The following is a 19,133-nucleotide window of genomic DNA, read 5'->3' as shown; positions in this document are numbered from 1 at the left end:
GCCGCCGGCCCTTACCCGTGCGAATCCACCCACGCGCGCGCCCACGAGAGCCCGACGTCCTGCGCTTCCAGCTCGGTGTCGAAAATGCCGAGTATGCCGGAGGCTTCGATCAGTTTGAGGTCGAGCGTGATGGTGCCGCTCGAAGCATAGCGCTCGGGCGCGAGCAGTTCTTCCTGCTGCGCGATGGCATGTCCCCAGAGGACATAGCCCTTGTATCGCTCTTGTTCCATCGGCGCGTCGCCTTGCAGGGTGGGTGGACGTCCATTCTAAGGGAAATAGCGCGTCCCCAGGCGGGCGGCGATGGCGCGGTGCGATCTGCGCGCGCCCGCCCGGGTTTCAACGCTCGGCCAGCGTTTTCAGGCCGTTCAGCCCCGCACGATACAACACCTCGTAATGCCCGATGAGTGAAGCGCCGTTTTGCGCGTCGAGCGGCTCGAAGCGGCTCGCCCACGTGACGGTCGTGCGATTCGCGTCGAGGCGCTGCGCGGACACCTTCGCCTCATAACCCGACACCGGGTCCGGGCCTTCCACGATCGAATAGCGATAAAACCGTTGCGTGTCGCTGTGTTCGAGCAGCGCCTCGACGATGATCGCGCCGCCGATCGCTTCGAGGTGGCGCAGGCGGCCGCCATCCGAAAGCCGCGACGAACGCACGAATTCGAGCCACGCGGGCAGGCCGTCGAAGTCGCCGAGCACGGCCCAGACCGATTCCACGGGCGCGTCGATATCGACGGAGACGCTTACGCTTGCCATCGTCATTGCGTTAATCCCATTGCGCGGCGAGACCTTCCGGGCTCACTTCGCGGCCATTGCGTTCGAGCGCGGCGATCTGCGCCATGTCGTCGTCGCTGAGTTCGAGCGTCTGCGCGAGCAGGTTGCTCGCGAGGTTTTCGCGCTTCGTCGACGAAGGAATCACCGAGTAACCGAGCCGCAGCGCCCATGCGAGCGCGACCTGGGCGGGCGTCGCGTGACGGCGTTCGGCAATCGCGCGGATCACCGGATCGCCGAGCACCTTGCCATATGCGAGCGTCATGTACGAGGTCACGTGAATGCCTTCCTGCTGCAAATAATCGACGAGCTTGCGGTTTTGCAGGTACGGGCTCAATTCGATCTGATTCGTCGCGATGTTGTCCTTGCCGACCACAGCGATGGCCTGCTTCGTCAGTTCGATATTGAAGTTCGACACGCCGATCTGTTTCGTCAGACCTTGCTGTTTCGCTTCGGCGAGCGCGCTCATGAATTCGTCGAGCGAGACGCCGTTATTCGGCGCGGGCCAGTGGATCAGCGTGAGATCGACGACGTCGGTGCGCAGCTTGTGGAGGCTGTCCTTGAGGCTCGGAATCAGCTTCGTGCGCGCGTAGTGGTCGACCCAGATCTTGGTGGTCAGAAACAGTTCGTCGCGCGCGACACCTGAGGCCGCGATGGCTTCGCCGACTTCGGCTTCGTTGCCGTAGATCTGCGCGGTGTCGATGGCGCGATAGCCGAGTTCGAGGCCGTTGCGCACCGAGTCGATGACCACCTGGCCTTGCAGGCGAAACGTGCCGAGACCGAATGCGGGAATGTGGCTCATATTGGGCTCCGTAAAAGAATGCGATTGAAAAGCGTGAAGAGGGAAATCAGCGCGCGGCGCTCGGCGCGGGCTGGCGTTGCTGGGCGATCTGCACGAGCACCAGCGCGAGGCCCGAGACGGCGATCAGTGCGCCGACCACCGGCACCGCGGCGTAGCTGAAGCCCGCCGAAATCGCCGCGCCGCCCGCCGCCGCGCCCACGGCGTTGCCGAGATTGAAGGCGCCCACGTTGACCGAGGAGGCGAGGCCCGGCGCTTCGGCGGCGGCGCGCATCACGCGCATTTGCAGCGGCGGCACCACGGCGAAAGTGGCGAGGCCCCAGACGACCACCGCGAACGCCGCGCCCAGATGGGTTTTCGCGAGCAGTGGGAAGGCCAGCATGATCGCGACCAGCAGCGTCAGGAACACGACGAGGCTGCCGTTGAGCGAGCGGTCCGCGAGCTTGCCGCCCGCTGCGTTGCCGATCGAGAAGCCCACGCCCACCAGCACGAGCATGGCCGTCACGAAGGTCGGCGAAGCGCCCGTGATCTGTTCGAGCGTCGGCGCGATATAGGTGTAGAGCGTGAACATCCCGCCCGCGCCGAGCACGGTGGTCGCCATCGCCGTGAGCACGGCGGGGCGCGTGAGCACCTTCAACTCGCCGCGCAGGTTCGGCGCCTGGCCCGCTTCGCCCTTGGGCAGCGCCACGCGCAGGATCAGCATCGTCAGCACGCCGAGCCCGGCGGTCGCCGCGAACGCCATGCGCCAGCCGATGGTCTGGCCGAGCCAGGTCGCCGCGGGCACGCCGCCGATATTGGCGATCGTCAGGCCCATGAACATGGTGGCGACGGCGCTGGCCTGCTTGTGGCGCGGCACCACGCTCGCCGCGACCAGCGAGCCGAGGCCGAAGAACGCGCCGTGATTGAGGCTGGTGACGAGGCGCGCGAGCAGCAGCGTCGTGTAGTCCGACGAAAACGCCGACAGCAGGTTGCCGATCGTAAACAGGCTCATCAGCAGGATCAGCGCGCCGCGCCGCGACCAGCGCGAAAGCGCGAGCGTCATCAGCGGCGCGCCGGCCATCACGCCGATCGCGTAGGTGGTGATCAGCATGCCGGCGGTGGGAATCGACACGTGCACGCCCTCGGCGATCACGGGCAGCAGGCCCATCGGCGAGAACTCGGTCGTGCCGATGCTGAATGCGCCGATGGCGAGCGCCAGCAGCGAAAGCCAGGCGTGGCCCGGGCGTTCGGGCGTGGCAGTGAGGGGCGGGGTCATGGCGGAAAGGCTCCAGCGGTTTTTGAACAGGACGCAGTGTGCCCGCTTTACTTTTGCTGAAAAAGTCGTCTATAAACGAAAGAGTTTTGATTTCAAATCAAGAATGAAAGTCACACTGGACGAATTGCAGGCCTTCGTGAGCGTGGTCGATACGGGCTCGATCACGGCGGCCGCGCATCAGCTCGGGCTCACGATCTCGGCCACCAGCCGCACGCTGGGGCGGCTGGAGGACAAGCTCAAGACCACGCTGCTGCGGCGCACGACGCGGCGGCTCGAACTGACCGAGGAGGGCAGCGCGTTCCTGCGCGACGCGCGGGCGATCATCGCGTCGGTGGAGGGCGCGGAGGAGCAGATGGCCGCGCGGCGCGAGCGGCCGTCGGGCCGTCTGCGCGTGGATGCGGCCACGCCGTTCATGCTGCATGTGATCGTGCCGCTCGTGCAGGGTTATCGCGCGCGCTATCCGCAGATCGAGCTGGAGCTGAACAGCAACGAAGGGATCATCGATTTGCTGGAGCGGCGCACCGACGTGGCGATCCGCATCGGCCAGTTGAAGGATTCCACGCTGCACAGCAAGCCGGTCGGGCGCAGCCGCGTGCGCGTGCTCGCGAGTCCCGCGTATCTGAAGGCGCACGGCCAGCCGCGTCGCGTGGCGGACCTTGCGAAGCACACGCTGCTGGGCTTCACCGAGCCCGAGGCGCTCAACGTCTGGCCGCTCGCGGGGCCGGATAACGAGCCGTACCGCATCGCGCCGGGCATCCGTTCGTCGAGCGGCGAGACGCTGCGGCAACTCGCGCTGGCGGGCGAGGGCATCGTCTGTCTCTCGGATTTCATGACCGCGCGCGACCGCCGCGAAGGCGCGCTCGTGCAGCTTTTCGCGGCGCAGACGCTCGAAGTGCTTCAGCCGATTAACGCGGTCTACTACCGCAATACGGCGATTTCGGCGCGCATCGCGTCCTTCGTCGATTATCTGATCGAGGCCGTGCGCGACAGCGAATTCGCGCGCTGAGCGCGTCGCTGCGTGCGCATCGTGAGCGCCGCGACCTCAAGTCATGCCCCATTTTTGCCGACAAGGATAAAGGCGACGCGCCCACGCGCGCGCCGCCGGATTCTTCCTGCCATCGCATAAAAGGTTGTACATGACGTTTTCGAGCCGCATTGGGCGGCAATTTTCGGGGCAAATTTCGCGCCAGATTTCTCTCCAGTGTTTTCGCGCGGTGCTGTTGGGCGCCGCGATCGTTTCCCTGAACGCGTGCGGCGGCGGCACGCCCAGCGACACCACGACATCCAGCGTCAGCGTGACGCCCACCACGCTCGCGCTGGTGGTCGGCAAATCGGCGGCGGCGCAGGCGACCGTGCTGCCCGCGAGCAGCGCGCTGACGTGGTCGAGCAGCGATTCATCGATCGCCACGGTCTCGTCGGAGGGCGCGGTGAGCTGCGTGGCGGCGGGCTCGGCCACCATCAGCGTGAGCACGGCGGACGGCCACACGGCGACGATCGCCGTCACCTGCGCGAAGCCGTTTTCCGTCTACGAGTTCCTGAAGCTGAAGCAGTATCAGGACGCGAGCGGCACGCACTCGATCAGCGACGCGTGGTTCGAGAGCGAGAGCGTCGAGCCGCTCAATCTGATCTATTCGAGCAATCTCGTGACCTGCCCGCTGTCCAGCTGCACCGACGAATACGTCGTCGACAGCACGAAGATCGCGACCGCCGCCGAGGCCGCCGACAGTACCGGTAAAACGCCGGTCTCGCTCGACCTGGAAGTGTGGGACACGAAGCGCTTCTATCCGACCGTGGCGACCGGCAACGGCCAGACCATCGTCGAGAATCTGAGCGAGGCGCTCCAGCTTTTCAAGGCCGACAATCCTGGCGCCGTGGTCGGGCTTTACGGGGAAGTGCCGCAAAACACCTTCGGCTGGAGTTCGTCGACCGAGGCCACCTATAGCGCGCTCAACCCGCAGTACGCGAGCGTGGCCGCGCTGGTCGATTACTACAGCCCGTCGCTCTACAACTACAGCTACGACGGCACCTCGACCGGCGACACGACCTGGAATTCGGCCGCGACCTTCGCTGTCGCGCAGTCGCGCGCGTTCGACACGCTCAACGGCACCTCGAAAAAAGTGCTGCCGTACATCACGCCGGTCTGGACCGACAGCGCGGGCACGGAGCACCTGCTGACCTACGACCAGATAACTTACCGTCTCGATGCGCTGCGCGCGGCAGGCGCGGACGGCTGCATCCTGTGGATTTCGAGCAGTCAGACCGATCCGTCGACGGGCGCGCTGCTCGTGATCGACACCACCTCGGGCTGGTTCAAGGCCGTGATGGATTTCGCGCAGACGGCTTCCTGACAAGGCCTGGCGGGCGCTGTCCGGTGCTTTCCGGCACTTTTAGGCACGTTCGCGCGCGTTCGGGCCGCTTGAGACGATCGGGCATATTCCTGAGCGCGCGCGGCATTCGCGCGGCGCGTGCGTGCGCCTAGAGTCACTCCATCGAACGACGGCTTCCGCCGTCTCAAGTCTGGGAGTGGGTCATGAACGCATGGATGGCAAAGCATGAACCGATGCCGGCGGGCTTCTTCGGCATCGCAGTGGGCGCGCTGGCGCTGGCGGGCGCGTGGCGCGTCGCGGCGAAGCTGTGGCAGGTGCCGGAAGTCGCGGCGCAGGCGTTGACGGTCGCGGCGCTCGTGGTGTGGGGCGCGATCATGGCGATGTACGCGCTGAAGTGGATCGCGCATCGCGAGGCCGCGCGCAAGGAGTGGCAGCACGAAGTGCAGTCGTCGTTCGTGGCGCTCGGCCCGGTCTCGACGATGCTGGCCGCGCAGGCGCTCAAGCTCTGGTCGCACGACCTCGCGCTGGCGGTGTTTGCGGCGGGCGCGGTCGCGCAACTGGGCGTCGGCGTGATGCTGCACGGACGGCTCTGGCAAGGCGCGCGCAACGCCGAACTCGTGACCCCGGCGATCTATCTGCCGACTGTCGCGCCGGGTTTCGTCGCCGCGACCACGGCCGCCGCGTTCGGTCTGCCGGAACTGGCGATGCTGTTCTTCGGCGCGGGCGTGCTCTCGTGGCTCGCGATCGAATCGATGCTGCTCAATCGCGCCGCGCATGCCGCGCCGACCGCGCCCGCGCTGCGTCCCGGCTTCGGCGTGCAACTCGCGCCGCCGGTGGTGGGCGGCGTGGCGTGGATGGCGATCACGGGAGCGGCCGCGCATACAGGCTTGACTTTGGGTTCGAGTGGTACGACGAACCTGATCGCTTACGCGCTGCTTGGCTATGGACTGTATCAGGCGCTGTTGCTGCTGCGTCTGCTGCCGTGGATCCGTGCGCAAGCTTTCGCGCCTTCGTACTGGGCCTTCAGCTTCGGCACGGCCGCGCTGCCCACGCTCGCGATGCTGATCGCGCAACGCGGCGCACCGCAGTGGGAGCATGAACTGGCGTTCGTGCTGTTCGTGGCGGCGAACCTCGTGATCGGGTTGTTGATCGTCAAGACTGCGGCGTTGCTCTGGGAAGGGAAGTTGCTGCCGGTGCGTGCGGTGTCGTGAGCGGGCGATTCACGCGATAAAAAGGCCTCACATCCGTGAGGCCTTTTTACGTTAGCGAACGACGAAACCTCAACCCGAAACCTTCCGCATCTCCGCAATCAAATCCGCCTTACCCTCGAAGCCAATGCCCGGCAGATCCGGCATCGTAATGAAACCGTTCTCGACCTTCACGCCATCGGGGAAGCCGCCATACGGCTGGAACAGATCCGGATACGACTCGTTGCCGCCGAGCCCGAGGCCCGCCGCGATATTCAGCGACATCTGATGGCCACCGTGCGGAATGCAGCGGCTGCGCGACCAGCCGTGCTGATGCAGCATGTCCAGCGTGCGCAGATACTCGACGAGGCCATAGCTCAGCGCGCAATCAAATTGCAGCCAGTCGCGATCCGCGCGCATGCCGCCGTAGCGGATCAGGTTGCGCGCGTCCTGCATCGAGAACAGATTCTCGCCGGTCGCCATCGGCTTGTCGTAGTAGTTGCGCAGTGTGGCCTGCAATTCGAAGTCGAGCGGATCGCCCGCTTCCTCGTACCAGAACAGGTCGTATTGCGAGAGCGCCTTCGCGTATTGGATCGCGGTGTCGAGATCGAAGCGGCCATTCGCATCGACCGCGAGTTTCTGGCCGTCGCCGAGCACGCTCAGAATCGAGTCGATACGGCGCAGATCCTCGTCGAGCGACGCGCCGCCGATCTTCTTCTTCACGACCGTATAGCCGCGGTCGAGATAGCTGCGCATCTCGTCCTTGAGCTTGTCGTGATTCTGGCCCGGATAGTAATAGCCGCCCGCCGCGTAAACGAAGACCTTGCGGTTCGGCTCGCCGTTGCCGTAGCGCTCGGCGAGCAGTTGAAACAGCGGCTTGCCTTCGATCTTCGCCACGGCGTCCCACACGGCCATGTCGATCGTGCCGATGGCGACCGAGCGCTCGCCGTGGCCGCCGGGCTTCTCGTTCGTGAACATCGTCGCCCAGATCTTGTGCGGGTCGAGATTGTCGCCGGCGTCGTTGACGAGCGAGGCCGGATCGGCTTCGAGCAGGCGCGGAATGAAGCGCTCGCGCATGAGCTTGCCCTGACCGTAGCGGCCATTCGAATTGAAGCCGTAGCCGACGACCGGCTTGCCGTCGCGAATCACATCGGTGATCACGGCGACGAGGCTCAGCGTCATCTTGCTGAAGTCGATATAGGCGTTGCGGATCGGCGAACTGATCGGCAGCGTTTGCTCGCGAATCTCGACGATTCTCATGAGGCGGTCTCCTGGAATAAGGCGTTGGTGCGATGTCGCAATGGGACGTAGCATAGCCGCCGCGGCGCGCCCTATACTTCACCCTAATTCATTTCATTCTTTACCAAAAGTGAGAACTGACTCGACGTCCGACTTCGAATTCTTCGTGCAGCTCGCGCGGCTCAAGAGCCTGTCCGGCGCGGCGCGCTCGCTGGGCATCACGCCGCCCGCGGCGACCAAGCGGCTCGGGATACTCGAAGAACGCTTCGGCACGCGGCTCGTCAACCGCACGACGCGCAGCGTGAGCCTGACGCCGGAAGGCGAGACCTTCGCGCGCTACGCCGCGCAGATTCTCGAACAGGTGCGCGAGATGGAAGACGCGATCGCCGGTTCGCCCGCCGATCCGCACGGTCGCCTGCGCATCAACGCGACGCTCGGCTTCGGGCGCACCACGATCGCGCCGCTGGTGTCGGAGTTCGCGCGGCGTTATCCGCGTGTCGATATTCAGTTCGAAGTCACCGACCGGCCCGTCGATCTCGTCGAAGGCGCGTTCGATATGGCGATCCGTTTCGGCGAGTTGCCCGATCAGCGCCTGCGTGCGCGCCGCTTGATGAGCAACCGGCGCTTTCTGTGCGCGTCGCCGAAATATCTGGAGCGGCATGGCGTGCCGCAGCGCAAGGAAGATCTGGTCGATCACCGCTGCATCATTCACACGCAGAACGACGACGCGTCGGGCGTCTGGCGCTTCATGCAGGCCGATCATCTGGAGGCCTTGAAGGTGAGCGGCGCGCTCGCGAGCAACGACGGCGATATCGTGCTGCGATGGGCGCTGGACGGCCACGGCATTCTGATCCGCTCGGAATGGGATCTCGCGAAATATATCCAGAGCGGCAGGCTCAAGCTCGTGCTGCCTGAGGTCGTGCTGCCGTCCGCCGATCTGTATGTCTACTATCCTGGCCAGCGTAACGAGTCGCCGCGCGCGCGGGCCTTCATCGATTTTCTGGTCAAGCATTTCGAGGCGCCGTTCGTGCCGGTCGACGTGAGCCAGGCGACGCCGGAGCGCAAGAAAGCGGGCAGGGCGAAGCGCTGAACGCAGGCGCAAGTCAGGCGCAATCCAGGTGCACGCAGCTTACGCGCGGCTTCCAGTCACGATCGAGTCGCGCTACCATTCGCTTCTTGCGGATCAGGTTGGCGCGGCATCGCGCGATGTGTCCCTGACGCGTTGTTGCGCTGGCGCTTGCACTTGTGCGCCATTCATTGCGAGGCGTTCGCCTCCCGCTCCCTTCTTCAATCGTCGGCTGAATGCGGTTCGTTCGGCCGGCTGGCGTTTTATGTCTGAAATCGATCCCCGAGTCTGCTGTTCTGTCACCGATTCCGTTTCTGATTCCGTCACCGATTCCATCGCCGCAGCGCCGCGCGACGCATGGCCCGCCGTCGCCTCCCTGGCGCTCGGCTCGTTCGCATCGGTGACCACGGAGTTTCTGCCGGTCGGCGTGCTGCCGGACGTGGTGAAGTCGTTCGGCGTCACCGCCGGACACGGCGGCCTCATGATGACGCTGCCCGGCGTGTTCGCCGCCATCGCCGCGCCGGGCGTGCTGCTCGTCGGCAAGCGTATCGACCGGCGCACGCTGCTGCTCGCGCTTTCGGTGCTGCTGCTCGCGTCGGCGCTCACCTCGGCGGTGTCGACGCAGTTCGGCTGGATGCTGCTCGGACGCGCGATGGTCGGCGCCAGTCTCGGCGCGTTCTGGGCGATGGCGCTGGCGGTCGCCGGACGGCTGGTGCGCGCGGATCACGTCCATTACGCGGCGGCGGCCGTGTTCGGCGGCGCGACGACGGCGATGATCGTCGGCGTGCCGTTCGGAACCTTCGTCGCGGACCTGACGTCGTGGCGCGGCGCGTTTCTCGCGGCGGCGGCGCTCTCGGCCATCGCCTTGATCGTGCAGATCGTCGCGCTGCCCGCGATTCCCGCGACGGCGGCGGCCACGCCCGGCGCGGCGCGCCTGCTCGCGTTCGCGCGCAACCGCATGGCCCAGCGCAGCATGGCGACGATCACGCTGCTGTTCGCCGCGCATTTCGGCACCTACACGTTCCTTGTGCCGCTGCTCAACGAGGCCGGTTTCGCGGGCAAGGACGCCACCTGGGTGCTGCTCGCCTACGGCGCGTTCGGCTTCCTCTCGAACGCGCTCGCGAGCCGCTACGTGGCGAAGACCTTGCGCAACACGCTGCTCGGCGCAACCGCGCTGATGGCCGTCGTCTTGCTGACGCTGCCCGCGGTGACGGGCCTGCGCGGCGTGGTGCTCGCGCTGGTGGCGCTCTGGGGCGTGTCGTGGGGCGCGCTGCCGCTGGCGCTGAACATGTGGCATCGGCAGATCCGCGAAATTGAGGACGAAACGGTGTCGGCGATGTTCACGCTCACGACGCAAGTGGGCATCGGCTGCGGGACCGTGCTGGCGGGTTATCTCGTCGATGCGGCCGGTCTGGGCGCGAATTACGTCGCGGGCGCGGCGGTCGCGGCGCTGGCGGTGCTGGTGATCGTGCTGCTGCCGGTGAAAGGGACGGAAGCGATGACGAAGGTGATGTGATCGCATGCGATCGCACGGCGTGCGCGTGCCGGGAAAACCCGCCCTTCAAGCGCGCCGCCGATGGCCGATATCGCAGCTATCCAAATCATTCACCCACACCGGAGAGCCGCCGATGAAACTGCGTTTGTGGATTGCCGCGACGATCTGCGCGGCCGCGTGCGCGAGCGCGGCATCGGCGTTCGCGGATAGTGCGATGGAACTGTCCGCCGACGAAAGCGCCGCCGTGTTCGCTCCGGTGAAACTGACCACGCTGCAAAACACGGCAGGCCGCGCGGATCTCGACGCGCAATCGGCCACCGTGGGCGCCGACGTGCTGCGCGGTGCGACCGGCAACGCGGGCGTGAACCTCGCCGCGGGCGCGTTCAACGCGCAGGCCAACCAGATCGCGCTGGTGAACACGCCGCGCGCGGAAATCGTCACGCAACAGACCGTGCAGGGCGTCGCGCACATGACGGGCAGCGGCACGGCCGAACTCGGCGCGGGCGCGCTCGCCAACGCGAGCGGCAATATCGGCATCAATATCGCGGCGGGCGCGGGCAACGCGCAGTCCAACGGCCTCGTCGTGCACTGACGCGCGCCACGCAGTCGATTAAAGCTCCTGCGCCGTGGGCCGGAACAGGATTTCGTTGACGTCCACATCGTCGGGCTGCTCGATCGCGAAGGCGACCATGCGCGCGAAACTGTCGGCGGGAATCGCGAACTTCTCGTAGAAGTCGGCGATACCGGCGGCCACATCGGCTTCGGTCACGCTCTGCGGCAGTTCCGACTGCACCGCGCCCGGCGAAATGATCGTCGTGCGGATGTTGTGCGGCTTCACTTCCTGGCGCAGCCCTTCGGAGAGCACGCGCACCGCCGTTTTGGTCGCGCAATACACGGCGTTGTTCTTGCCGACCTTGTGCCCCGCGACCGACGACACGTTGATGATATGGCCGCTCTTTTGGCGCGTCATGTGCGGCAGCGCGGCGGCGATGCCGTACAGCACGCCCTTGATGTTCACGTCGATCATGCGGTCCCAGTCCGCGATCTTGCCGCGCTCCAGCGGCGAGTGCGGCATGAGGCCGGCGTTGTTGATCATGACGTCGATGCGGCCATGCACGGCGACCGCGTGATCGACGAGCGCCAGAACCTGGCTGGCGTCGGTGACGTCGGTTTCGACGGCGGCGTTCTCGGGCAGGCTGAGTTCGGCGGCCAGCGTTTTAAGGCGCTCGACGCGCCGCGCGCCGAGCACGAGCTTCGCGCCGCTGGCGGCGAGACGGCGCACGGCGGCCTCGCCGAGTCCGCTGCTCGCGCCCGTGATGACGATGACTTTTCCCGCGATATTCGCTGACATGGTGATTCCTTGAGCGGAGCCGGGCGCGAGCGCGCGTGCGCATCGCGCCCGGAAATGTGCGTGCGGATGGGTGTGCGGCTTGCGTCGCTTATTTGCCGACGCGCGCCTGCAAATGCGCCGGATAGCGGTCGCCCTGCACGGCGATGCTTGCGAGCGCCGCTTCGATGTCGCGCAGATTCTGCGCCGTCAATTCGACCGCCGCCGCGCCGACGTTTTCTTCCAGCCGATGCAGCTTGGTCGTGCCCGGAATCGGCGCAATCCAGGGCTTTTGCGCGAGCAGCCAGGCGAGCGCGATTTGCGCGGGCGTCGCGTTCATGCCCGCCGCGATCTGCTTGAGCACATCGACGAGACGCTGATTGGCCTTGCGGTTTTCTTCCGAAAAGCGCGGCACGACGTTACGGAAATCCGTCTTGTCGAAGTTCGTCGTGGCGTCGATCGCGCCGGTCAGAAAGCCCTTGCCGAGCGGGCTGAACGGCACGAAACCGATGCCGAGTTCTTCGAGCAGCGGCAGGATTTCCTTCTCGGGCTCGCGCCACCACATCGAGTATTCGCTTTGCAGCGCGGCGACCGGCTGCACGGCGTGCGCGCGGCGAATCGACTGCGCGCCCGCTTCCGACAGGCCGAAATGCTTGACCTTGCCTTGCGCGATCAGGTCCTTGACCGCGCCCGCGACGTCTTCCATCGGCACCTCGGGATCGACGCGATGCTGATAGAGCAGGTCGATGCGGTCCGTGCGCAGCCGCTTGAGTGCGGCGTCGGTGACGGCGCGGATGTTGTCGGGCTTGCTGTTGACGCCTTTCTGCACGTCGCCGCCCTCGAAGCCGAATTTGGTCGCGATCACCACCTCGTCGCGGAACGGCGCGAGCGCCTCGCCGAGCAGTGCCTCGTTCGCGCCTTGCGCGTAGGCTTCGGCGCTGTCGAAGAAGGTCACGCCGCGCTCGAACGCGGTGCGGATCAGCTTGATGGCGTCGGCCTTGTCGGTGGCCGGGCCGTAGCCGTAGCTCAGGCCCATGCAGCCCAGACCGATCGCGGACACTTCGAGACCGCTGTTACCGAGAACACGTTTTTTCATCATCGACTCCTTATGCGTTGGCGGCCGTGGCGGCCTGTTGCCCATTGCCGGATGCAGCGAATGCGCGTGGCGCGCGAGACCCGCGCTGCGATTTCCCTTCGACTGCGGCACGACGATCAATTTAGCAGCGTGTCGCCTTGCGATTAAGCGCTAGAATCGGGATGAAGTTAGAAGCTGGGCTTATCAATGGCGCGATCCGATCTTTCCGATATCACCGCTTTTCTCGCCGTGGCGCGCGAGGGCAGCTTCACGAAAGCCGCCGCGCAGCTGGGCGTGTCGCAGTCGGCGCTGAGCCAGACCGTGCGCAATCTGGAGGCGCGTCTGGGCTTGCGGCTGCTCGCGCGCACGACGCGCAACGTCTCGCCCACCGAGGCGGGCGAGCGGCTGATCCAGTCGGTCGGTCCCCGGCTGGACGAAGTCGAGGCCGAACTGGCCGCGTTGACGGCGCTGCGCGACAAACCGGCGGGCACCGTGCGCATCGCGGCGGGCGAGCACGCGGCGGAATTGCTGCTCTGGCCCGCTATCGAAAAGCTGCTGCCTGCGTATCCCGACATCACGATCGAACTCGTGATCGACAACGGGCTGACCGATATCGTCGAGCAGCGGCTCGATGCGGGCGTGCGGCTCGGCGAGCAGGTCGCGCGCGATATGGTGGCCGTGCGCATCGGGCCCGAGATGCGCATGGCGGTGGTCGGCACGCCCGCGTATTTCGCGCGTTATCCGAAGCCGAAAACGCCGCAGGATCTGACCGCGCATAACTGCGTCAATATCCGGCTGCCGAGCGCCGGGAGCCTCTACGCGTGGGAATTCGAAAAGGGCGGGCGCGCGCTCAAGGTGCGCGTGGAAGGGCGGCTGATCTTCAATACGGCGACGCTGGCGGTGCAGGCCGCGCTCGCGGGCGCGGGGCTCGCCTGTGTGCCCGAGGCGCGCGTGCTGCCCTATATCGAGCGCGGCGAATTGATTCGCGTGCTCAGCGAGTGGTGCGCGCCGTTTCCCGGTTTTTATCTGTATTACCCGAGTCGACGACAGCCGACGCCGGCCTTTACGGTCGTGGCCGAGGCGTTGCGGCGCGGGGCATGAAACGGCGCGGAACGGTGCGCGACGTTTGTGTGCGCTACGTGCGTTCCGCGAGACGCTCCTGCACAAACTCGATGAAGCGCTGGGTCTTGGCGGGCAGCAAGCGCGTTTCCGTCATCGCGTAGATCGGCGTGGGCGTGCCGTGCCAGTGCGGCATGACGGGCACGAGCGCGCCGCTCGCGAGATCGTCGGTGACCACTTCGCGCGGCACCAGCACGATGCCGCCGTCGAGCGTCGCGAGGCGCCGGATCATGCCCACGCTGTTGAGCGTGTAGCGGCCGCTCACCGGCACCGTGACCGAGCGTTTGCGCTGGCTGTCGTGCAGCGTCCACGCGCTGGCCTTCAGGATCGTCAGGCATGCGTGCCGTTCGAGATCGGCGGGCTTCTCCGGGACGCCTGAACGTTTCAGATAGCCGGGCGACGCATAGAGCGACGGCGTGAGCGACGCGAGCCAACGCGCGATCAACTGCGAGTTTTCCGATTCGCCGATACGGATCGCCACGTCGAACGGCTCGCTCACCAGATCGACGCGGCGCGGCGTGAGATCGAGATCGAAGCGGATGCCCGGATAACGCTCGCCGAATTCCACGATCAGCGGCGCGAGATACGTGAGCGCGAAATCCACCGGCAGCGACACGCGCAGCGTCCCGCTGGGCTGCGCGAGCAACGAGCCGAGCTGGGCGTGCGCGAGCCGCGCCTCGTCGACGATGCGTTTGCAGCGCTCGAAATAAATCTGCCCGGCTTCGGTCAGCTCGATCTTGCGCGTCGTGCGATGCAGCAGGCGCAGCCCGATGTGCTTCTCCAGCGCACTGATGCGCCGCGAGAGCGTGGAGTTCGGCATGCCCAGCGCGTCGGCGGCGTGGCGAAAGCCCTTCGCCTTCACGACTTCCACGAACAGCGCCATGTCATTGAGGTAATCGTCCATCGTCATTGCTCCATCAGTGGATCAATGATATCCGATTACCCGTCTTTATCTTCCTCATGAAGCAGACGATCATGGCTCCATCGCAGGCCGATATCGCCTGCGTTCAACCCATTCGAGGAGTTCGCCGTGAATACATTGTTCGATTCCGTCCGCGTCGGCCGTCATGCGCTGCGCAACCGCCTGGTCATGGCGCCGATGACGCGCTCGCGCGCCCAGTTCGACGGCACGCCCGGCGAACTCGCCGCGACTTACTATGCGCAGCGCGCGAGCGTGGGCCTGATCGTCACGGAGGGCACGCAGCCGTCCGCCGATGGTCAGGGCTATATGAGCACGCCGGGCATCTACACCGACGCGCACGTGGCGGGCTGGAAGCCGGTCGCGGACGCCGTGCATGCGCAGGGCGGCCGCCTGTTCATTCAGCTGATGCATGCGGGGCGTATGTCGCATCCCGATAACACGCCGCATCATCGCGCCGGTGTCGCGCCGTCGGCGATCGCGCCGGGCTCGGGCATGTTCACCGCGAAGGGCATGCAGGACATTCCGGTGCCGCGCGCGCTCTCGACCGACGAAGTCCGCCGCACGGTCGACGACTTCGCGCAGGCGGCGCGCCGCGCGATCGAAGCGGGCGCGGATGGCGTCGAGATTCACGGTGCGAATGCCTATCTCGTGCAGCAGTTCTTCGCGCCGAGCGCCAATCAGCGCACCGACGAATACGGCGGCCCGATCGAGAATCGCGCGCGCTTTGCGATCGAGGTGGCGACGGCCATCGCGAAGGAGATCGGCGCGGACCGCACCGCGATTCGTTTGTCGCCGGGCATGTCGCTGTGGGGCATCGACGAGGGCGCGGAAGGTCCGGCGCTGCACCGCTACCTGGTGAGCGAACTCGACAAACTCGGGCTGGCGTATCTGCATCTCGCGCATCAGGGCGACGAGCCGCTGCTGGCCGAGATTCGCGCGCGCTGGAATGGCACGCTGATGCTGAACCGCGCGGGGCGTCCGCGCGATCAGGTGGGCGACGATGTCGCGTCGGGCGTGGCCGATCTGGAATCGTATGGCGCGATGGTGCTGGCGAATCCCGATTTCGTCGAGCGCATCAAGACGAATGCGCCGATGAACGCGCCGCGCCGCGAAGGCTTCTTTGGCGGCACCGCGCAGTTCTATACCGACTATCCGACGCTCGATGCCGCGCTGGCGGTCTGAACCTCGAAGCGGAACAGTTCGGCCGCCGACGTCGTGAGGATCGTTTGTCTCGCGGCGTCGTCGCGGACCCACGCATGCAGTGCGTTGACTGCGCCGTCGTAATCGATCCGATGACGATGCTGCGTATGCGGCCAGTCGCTGCCCCAGACGAGCCGCTGCGGGCCATACGCGGCGAGCAGCGCGTCGGCGAGGGCGTTGGCGTTTTCCGTGCCGTCCGTCTCTTGCGCGCTGCGATAGGCCGCCGAGAGTTTCACCCACACCTTGCCGCTCGCCGCGTGCGACAGCAGATCGCGAAAGCCCGCGTCGCGCGCGCCGAGTTGCGCATCGGGCCGCCCGAAATGATCGACGACGACCGTGCAGCCTTGTGCGAGCAGCGCATCGAGCACGACCGGCAGATCGGCGGCATTCGCCTGCACTTCCACATGCCAGCGCAGCGCATTGAGCCGCGCCAGCAGCGCCTGCCAGCGGCGCTCGCTAAAGTCGGGCAGCGGCAGGCCAATCAGATTCAGGCGCGCGCCGACGATATGCGCGGCGTTCAGCGCCGCGAGTTCGGCATCGGAAATCTCGGGCGCGACCACGGCCACGCCGCGAAAGCGCTGCGGATAGCGCGCGCAGACGCTCGCCAGAAACGTATTGTCGAAGCCCAGAAAGCTCGGCTGCACCAGCACGCCTTGCGACATGCCGTGCGCGGAAAGTCGTTCGATGTACTGATCGAGCGTGGCATCGTAGTCGGGCGCGTGACGGCGCTGCGCCGCGAGCGGCAGTCCTCGCACGAAGATGTGCGCGTGCGAGTCGATGCCCGTGATGGGCGCGCGGGTGTCCGCGAGCCAGTCGGAAGACGCCGGGGAAAGACCGTCGAACGGATCGGCCGGGGTGCCGGGCAAGGAGAGGTCCATCGTGGGGAATCCCTGTGAGTCGGTTGACGATGTGCGAGCTGCGCTCAGCGGCATCTCGGATGCGCTCAGTGCCGCGAGGCCATCGCCGTCTCGCCATGCGTGGCGTCTTGTGCGGCCGTTGCGCTGCGCTGGCGGCGCGTGTTGGGCAGCATCAGCGCCGCGACCACGACGAGACCATAGGCCACGCCCGCGTCGATGCCGAGCGCCGCGCCCAGCGACATCGACGCGCTCATATGGCCGATCAGCACCGGAAAGCCCGCCGAGACGATGCGCCCGAAGTTGTAGCAAAAGCCCACGCCCGTACCGCGCACGCCTTGCGGATAAAGCTCGTTGAACAGTGCGCCGAGCGTCGCCGGAATGCCGGCGGAGAAGAGGCCGAGCGGGAAGCTCAGGATCAGCATGGTGGTGTCGCCGATCGGCAGGAACGTGTAGATGTTCACCATCACCGCACAGCAGACCGCGAAGAAAATCACGTTCCAGCGCCGTCCGATGCGATCCTGCAACCACGCGCTCACGAAGCAGCCCACGATGAACGCGACGATCACCACCGCGAGATAACCGCCCGTGCCCAGCACCGAAAGATGGCGCTCGGTCTTGAGGTAGGTCGGCAGCCACGTGGTGATGGCGTGATAGCCGCCGTGCGCGCCCAGCCCGATCAGGCCGCCAACGAGCGTGGTGCGGATCACGGCGGGATCGAAGATGCCGGCGGCGATGCGGAACACGCCGCGCCCGGTTTGATCGCCATGTACGTCACGCGCGGGCTGCGCTTCGCGCGGCGGCTCGACCACGTTGCGGCGCATGTAAAGCACGAGCAGCGCGGGCACAAGGCCGATGGCGAACAGCACGCGCCACGCCCATTGCGGCGAGACGAACGAAAACACCGCCATGTAGAGCAGCACGGCGGCGCCCCAGCCGAAGCCCCACGCGCTTTGCACGATGCCCATCGCCTTGCCGCGATGTTTGGGGTTCATGGTTTCGCTGAGCAGGACCGCGCCCGCCGTCCATTCGCCGCCGAAGCCGATGCCTTGCAGCGCCTTCAGCACCAGCAACTGGTCGAAGCTCTGCGCGAATGCGCTCAGGAAGGTGAACAGCGAGAACCAGATGACGGTGATCTGCAAGGCGCGCACGCGGCCGACGCGGTCGGACAGAATGCCCGCGAGCAGGCCGCCGAGCGCGCCCGCGACGAGCGTGGCGCCGCCGATCAGACCCGCCTGGCCCTTGCTGATGCCCCAGGTCGCGAGCAGCGACGGAATGACGAGGGAGAAAACCTGCGTGTCGACGGCGTCGAGCGCCCAGCCGCCAAAGCAGCTCCATAAGGTGCGTTTTTCGATGGGCGTGATGTCGCGGTACCAGCGCATGGTCGTCTCCTGTGCGTGCCGCGCCGTTGGCCGGGCAGCCGCTGTTGGTTCGCTGTTGAATAATTGGACGCCATTCTAGAAAAGCGTGGATCACGTGCATACTATGGAAATGTTGTTCTTTCATAGCATCGCGATATGGAAAACCGTCGATGGAATCGATCCGCACGCTTAAGTATTTTCTGGCTATCGTCGACGCGGGCAGCGTCACCGGCGCGGCCGCCCAGCTCGGCATGGCGCAGCCCGCGCTCAGCCAGGCCGTCACGCGGCTGGAGCAGGATCTGGGCGTGAAACTGCTGGCGCGCACGCGCCGGGGCGCGGCGCTCACGGCGGCGGGCGAGGCGGTGGTCGAGGACATTCGTCTGAGCGTTGCGCGCATCGAGGCGGCGGAGAAGCGGGCGCGTGATATCGGTGCGCAACGCGGCGGGCGGCTCGCCATCGGCTTTGCCTCGGCGGCGCTGTTCGAGGTGATGCCCAAGGCGATCGCGGCCTTGCGCGCGGCCGTGCCCAATGTCGAACTGACGCTGCGCGAGATGAGCAACGCGGAGCAGGCGAGCGCGCTGGAGTCGGGCGAGATCGATATCGGGCTGCTGCATACGCCGGTTGCCGTGCGTGGACGCATGCGCGAAAAGCTGATCGTGCGTGAGCGCCTGCAGGCGGTCGTACCCGTGTCGCATCCGCTTGGCGAGGACGGCAAGATCGGCCTCGCGGAACTCGCGCGCATGGGGCTCGTGTGGTTTCCGCACGGCCAATTGCCGGTGGTGCGCGCGGGCATTCTCAGCGCGTTTCGCACGTTCGGGTGCGAGGCCAATATCGTGCAGGACGCGAATCGCTCGCTCACCGTGCTCGCCTGCGTGGCGGCGGGATGCGGGGCTTCGCTGCTGCCGCAGTCGGTCAAGGCAATTCAGTTCGCGGGCGTGCGCGTGTGCGAGGTCCGCGAAGGCGACGTGCTGCCGTTTTTCGAACTCAGCGCGATCTGGCCGCATCGTTCGCGTCCCGCGCTCGCGGATAAATTCGCCGAATTACTGAGCGCCGGTTGATTGAGCGGCTTTTGCCATGCGCTATCGGGTTGTTTTATCGAATAAATGGCGCAATGGTGTATTTCTTTTTAAACATGAATA

Annotated in this window: 20 protein-coding genes; 9 read left to right on the top strand and 11 right to left on the bottom strand. The window is 66.1% G+C overall.

Annotated elements, in window-relative coordinates:
• Nucleotides 1-11: 11 nt before the first annotated feature.
• The 4 genes from LDO54_RS25000 to LDO54_RS24985 all read right to left on the bottom strand — a co-directional run bounded on the left by LDO54_RS25000 (nucleotide 12) and on the right by LDO54_RS24985 (nucleotide 2,822).
• Nucleotides 12-230, bottom strand: a complete 219-nt coding sequence (locus LDO54_RS25000) for a hypothetical protein (protein ID WP_224013352.1) — start codon at nucleotides 228-230, stop codon at nucleotides 12-14.
• A gap of 106 nt (nucleotides 231-336) precedes the next feature.
• Nucleotides 337-753: an SRPBCC family protein gene (locus LDO54_RS24995; RefSeq protein ID WP_224013351.1), complete on the bottom strand. Its 417-nt coding sequence runs from the start codon at nucleotides 751-753 to the stop codon at nucleotides 337-339.
• 10 nt (nucleotides 754-763) lie between these two features.
• Nucleotides 764-1,570 carry a 2,5-didehydrogluconate reductase DkgB gene (dkgB, locus tag LDO54_RS24990; RefSeq protein ID WP_224013350.1) on the bottom strand — a complete coding sequence of 269 codons (807 nt, stop codon included), beginning with the start codon at nucleotides 1,568-1,570 and terminating at the stop codon, nucleotides 764-766.
• 46 nt (nucleotides 1,571-1,616) lie between these two features.
• Nucleotides 1,617-2,822 carry an MFS transporter gene (locus LDO54_RS24985; RefSeq protein ID WP_224013349.1) on the bottom strand — a complete coding sequence of 402 codons (1,206 nt, stop codon included), beginning with the start codon at nucleotides 2,820-2,822 and terminating at the stop codon, nucleotides 1,617-1,619.
• 103 nt (nucleotides 2,823-2,925) lie between these two features.
• Here LDO54_RS24985 and LDO54_RS24980 point away from each other — a divergent pair, with 103 nt between their 5' ends.
• Nucleotides 2,926-3,828 carry a LysR family transcriptional regulator gene (locus LDO54_RS24980; protein ID WP_224013348.1) on the top strand — a complete coding sequence of 301 codons (903 nt, stop codon included), beginning with the start codon at nucleotides 2,926-2,928 and terminating at the stop codon, nucleotides 3,826-3,828.
• 36 nt (nucleotides 3,829-3,864) lie between these two features.
• Here LDO54_RS24980 and LDO54_RS24975 read toward each other — a convergent pair whose 3' ends face one another.
• Nucleotides 3,865-4,128 carry a hypothetical protein gene (locus LDO54_RS24975; protein ID WP_224013590.1) on the bottom strand — a complete coding sequence of 88 codons (264 nt, stop codon included), beginning with the start codon at nucleotides 4,126-4,128 and terminating at the stop codon, nucleotides 3,865-3,867.
• On the opposite strand from LDO54_RS24975, the gene LDO54_RS24970 reads away from it, so the two are divergent.
• Together LDO54_RS24970 and tehA are read left to right on the top strand one after the other, a co-directional pair.
• Nucleotides 4,118-5,170 (top strand): Ig-like domain-containing protein, encoded by a 1,053-nt coding sequence (locus LDO54_RS24970; RefSeq protein ID WP_253074420.1) that lies wholly within the window; start codon nucleotides 4,118-4,120, stop codon nucleotides 5,168-5,170. The two genes, LDO54_RS24975 and LDO54_RS24970, sit on opposite strands and share 11 nt — an antisense overlap.
• Nucleotides 5,171-5,364: 194 nt before the next feature.
• Complete coding sequence (gene tehA, locus LDO54_RS24965) at nucleotides 5,365-6,360, top strand: dicarboxylate transporter/tellurite-resistance protein TehA (RefSeq protein WP_224013347.1); 996 nt, start codon at nucleotides 5,365-5,367, stop codon at nucleotides 6,358-6,360.
• 69 nt (nucleotides 6,361-6,429) lie between these two features.
• On the opposite strand, the gene LDO54_RS24960 is transcribed toward tehA, so the two are convergent.
• Nucleotides 6,430-7,596, bottom strand: coding sequence for a mandelate racemase/muconate lactonizing enzyme family protein (locus LDO54_RS24960; RefSeq protein WP_224013346.1), 1,167 nt, complete (start codon nucleotides 7,594-7,596; stop codon nucleotides 6,430-6,432).
• A 109-nt stretch (nucleotides 7,597-7,705) separates the two neighbouring features.
• Between LDO54_RS24960 and LDO54_RS24955 the strand changes: the two genes are divergently transcribed.
• The 3 genes from LDO54_RS24955 to LDO54_RS24945 all read left to right on the top strand — a co-directional run bounded on the left by LDO54_RS24955 (nucleotide 7,706) and on the right by LDO54_RS24945 (nucleotide 10,728).
• Nucleotides 7,706-8,665 carry a LysR family transcriptional regulator gene (locus LDO54_RS24955; RefSeq protein ID WP_224013345.1) on the top strand — a complete coding sequence of 320 codons (960 nt, stop codon included), beginning with the start codon at nucleotides 7,706-7,708 and terminating at the stop codon, nucleotides 8,663-8,665.
• Nucleotides 8,666-8,906: 241 nt separating this feature from the next.
• Entirely contained in the window at nucleotides 8,907-10,157 is a 1,251-nt protein-coding gene (locus tag LDO54_RS24950; RefSeq protein ID WP_224013344.1) for an MFS transporter, read from the top strand.
• Between the two features lie 112 nt (nucleotides 10,158-10,269).
• Complete coding sequence (locus LDO54_RS24945) at nucleotides 10,270-10,728, top strand: hypothetical protein (protein ID WP_224013343.1); 459 nt, start codon at nucleotides 10,270-10,272, stop codon at nucleotides 10,726-10,728.
• A gap of 18 nt (nucleotides 10,729-10,746) precedes the next feature.
• On the opposite strand, the gene LDO54_RS24940 is transcribed toward LDO54_RS24945, so the two are convergent.
• Entirely contained in the window at nucleotides 10,747-11,487 is a 741-nt protein-coding gene (locus LDO54_RS24940; RefSeq protein WP_224013342.1) for an SDR family oxidoreductase, read from the bottom strand.
• Nucleotides 11,488-11,575: 88 nt separating this feature from the next.
• Nucleotides 11,576-12,559, bottom strand: a complete 984-nt coding sequence (locus tag LDO54_RS24935; RefSeq protein WP_224013341.1) for an aldo/keto reductase — start codon at nucleotides 12,557-12,559, stop codon at nucleotides 11,576-11,578.
• 186 nt (nucleotides 12,560-12,745) lie between these two features.
• On the opposite strand from LDO54_RS24935, the gene LDO54_RS24930 reads away from it, so the two are divergent.
• Nucleotides 12,746-13,639 (top strand): LysR family transcriptional regulator, encoded by an 894-nt coding sequence (locus tag LDO54_RS24930; protein ID WP_224013340.1) that lies wholly within the window; start codon nucleotides 12,746-12,748, stop codon nucleotides 13,637-13,639.
• A gap of 34 nt (nucleotides 13,640-13,673) precedes the next feature.
• Here LDO54_RS24930 and LDO54_RS24925 read toward each other — a convergent pair whose 3' ends face one another.
• Nucleotides 13,674-14,561 carry a LysR family transcriptional regulator gene (locus LDO54_RS24925; protein ID WP_224013339.1) on the bottom strand — a complete coding sequence of 296 codons (888 nt, stop codon included), beginning with the start codon at nucleotides 14,559-14,561 and terminating at the stop codon, nucleotides 13,674-13,676.
• 126 nt (nucleotides 14,562-14,687) lie between these two features.
• Between LDO54_RS24925 and LDO54_RS24920 the strand changes: the two genes are divergently transcribed.
• The gene (locus LDO54_RS24920; protein ID WP_224013338.1) at nucleotides 14,688-15,761 is read left to right on the top strand and encodes an alkene reductase; all 1,074 of its coding nucleotides are present in this window, start codon (nucleotides 14,688-14,690) and stop codon (nucleotides 15,759-15,761) included.
• Here the strand turns inward: LDO54_RS24920 and LDO54_RS24915 are convergent.
• Both LDO54_RS24915 and LDO54_RS24910 read right to left on the bottom strand, forming a co-directional pair.
• Nucleotides 15,728-16,657, bottom strand: coding sequence for an amidohydrolase family protein (locus tag LDO54_RS24915; RefSeq protein WP_224013337.1), 930 nt, complete (start codon nucleotides 16,655-16,657; stop codon nucleotides 15,728-15,730). The genes LDO54_RS24920 and LDO54_RS24915 overlap by 34 nt on opposite strands.
• 65 nt (nucleotides 16,658-16,722) lie before the next feature.
• Nucleotides 16,723-18,015: an MFS transporter gene (locus LDO54_RS24910; RefSeq protein WP_224013336.1), complete on the bottom strand. Its 1,293-nt coding sequence runs from the start codon at nucleotides 18,013-18,015 to the stop codon at nucleotides 16,723-16,725.
• Between the two features lie 149 nt (nucleotides 18,016-18,164).
• On the opposite strand from LDO54_RS24910, the gene LDO54_RS24905 reads away from it, so the two are divergent.
• Entirely contained in the window at nucleotides 18,165-19,052 is an 888-nt protein-coding gene (locus LDO54_RS24905; RefSeq protein WP_224013335.1) for a LysR family transcriptional regulator, read from the top strand.
• The last annotated feature ends 81 nt before the right edge of the window (nucleotides 19,053-19,133 follow it).

It is taken from the genome of Paraburkholderia tropica (genome assembly GCF_914484835.1).
Taxonomy (GTDB): Bacteria; Pseudomonadota; Gammaproteobacteria; order Burkholderiales; family Burkholderiaceae; genus Paraburkholderia; species Paraburkholderia tropica_A.
The sequence above is the reverse complement of the archived record's forward strand: the minus strand, read 5'-3'. Positions and strand labels throughout refer to the sequence as shown.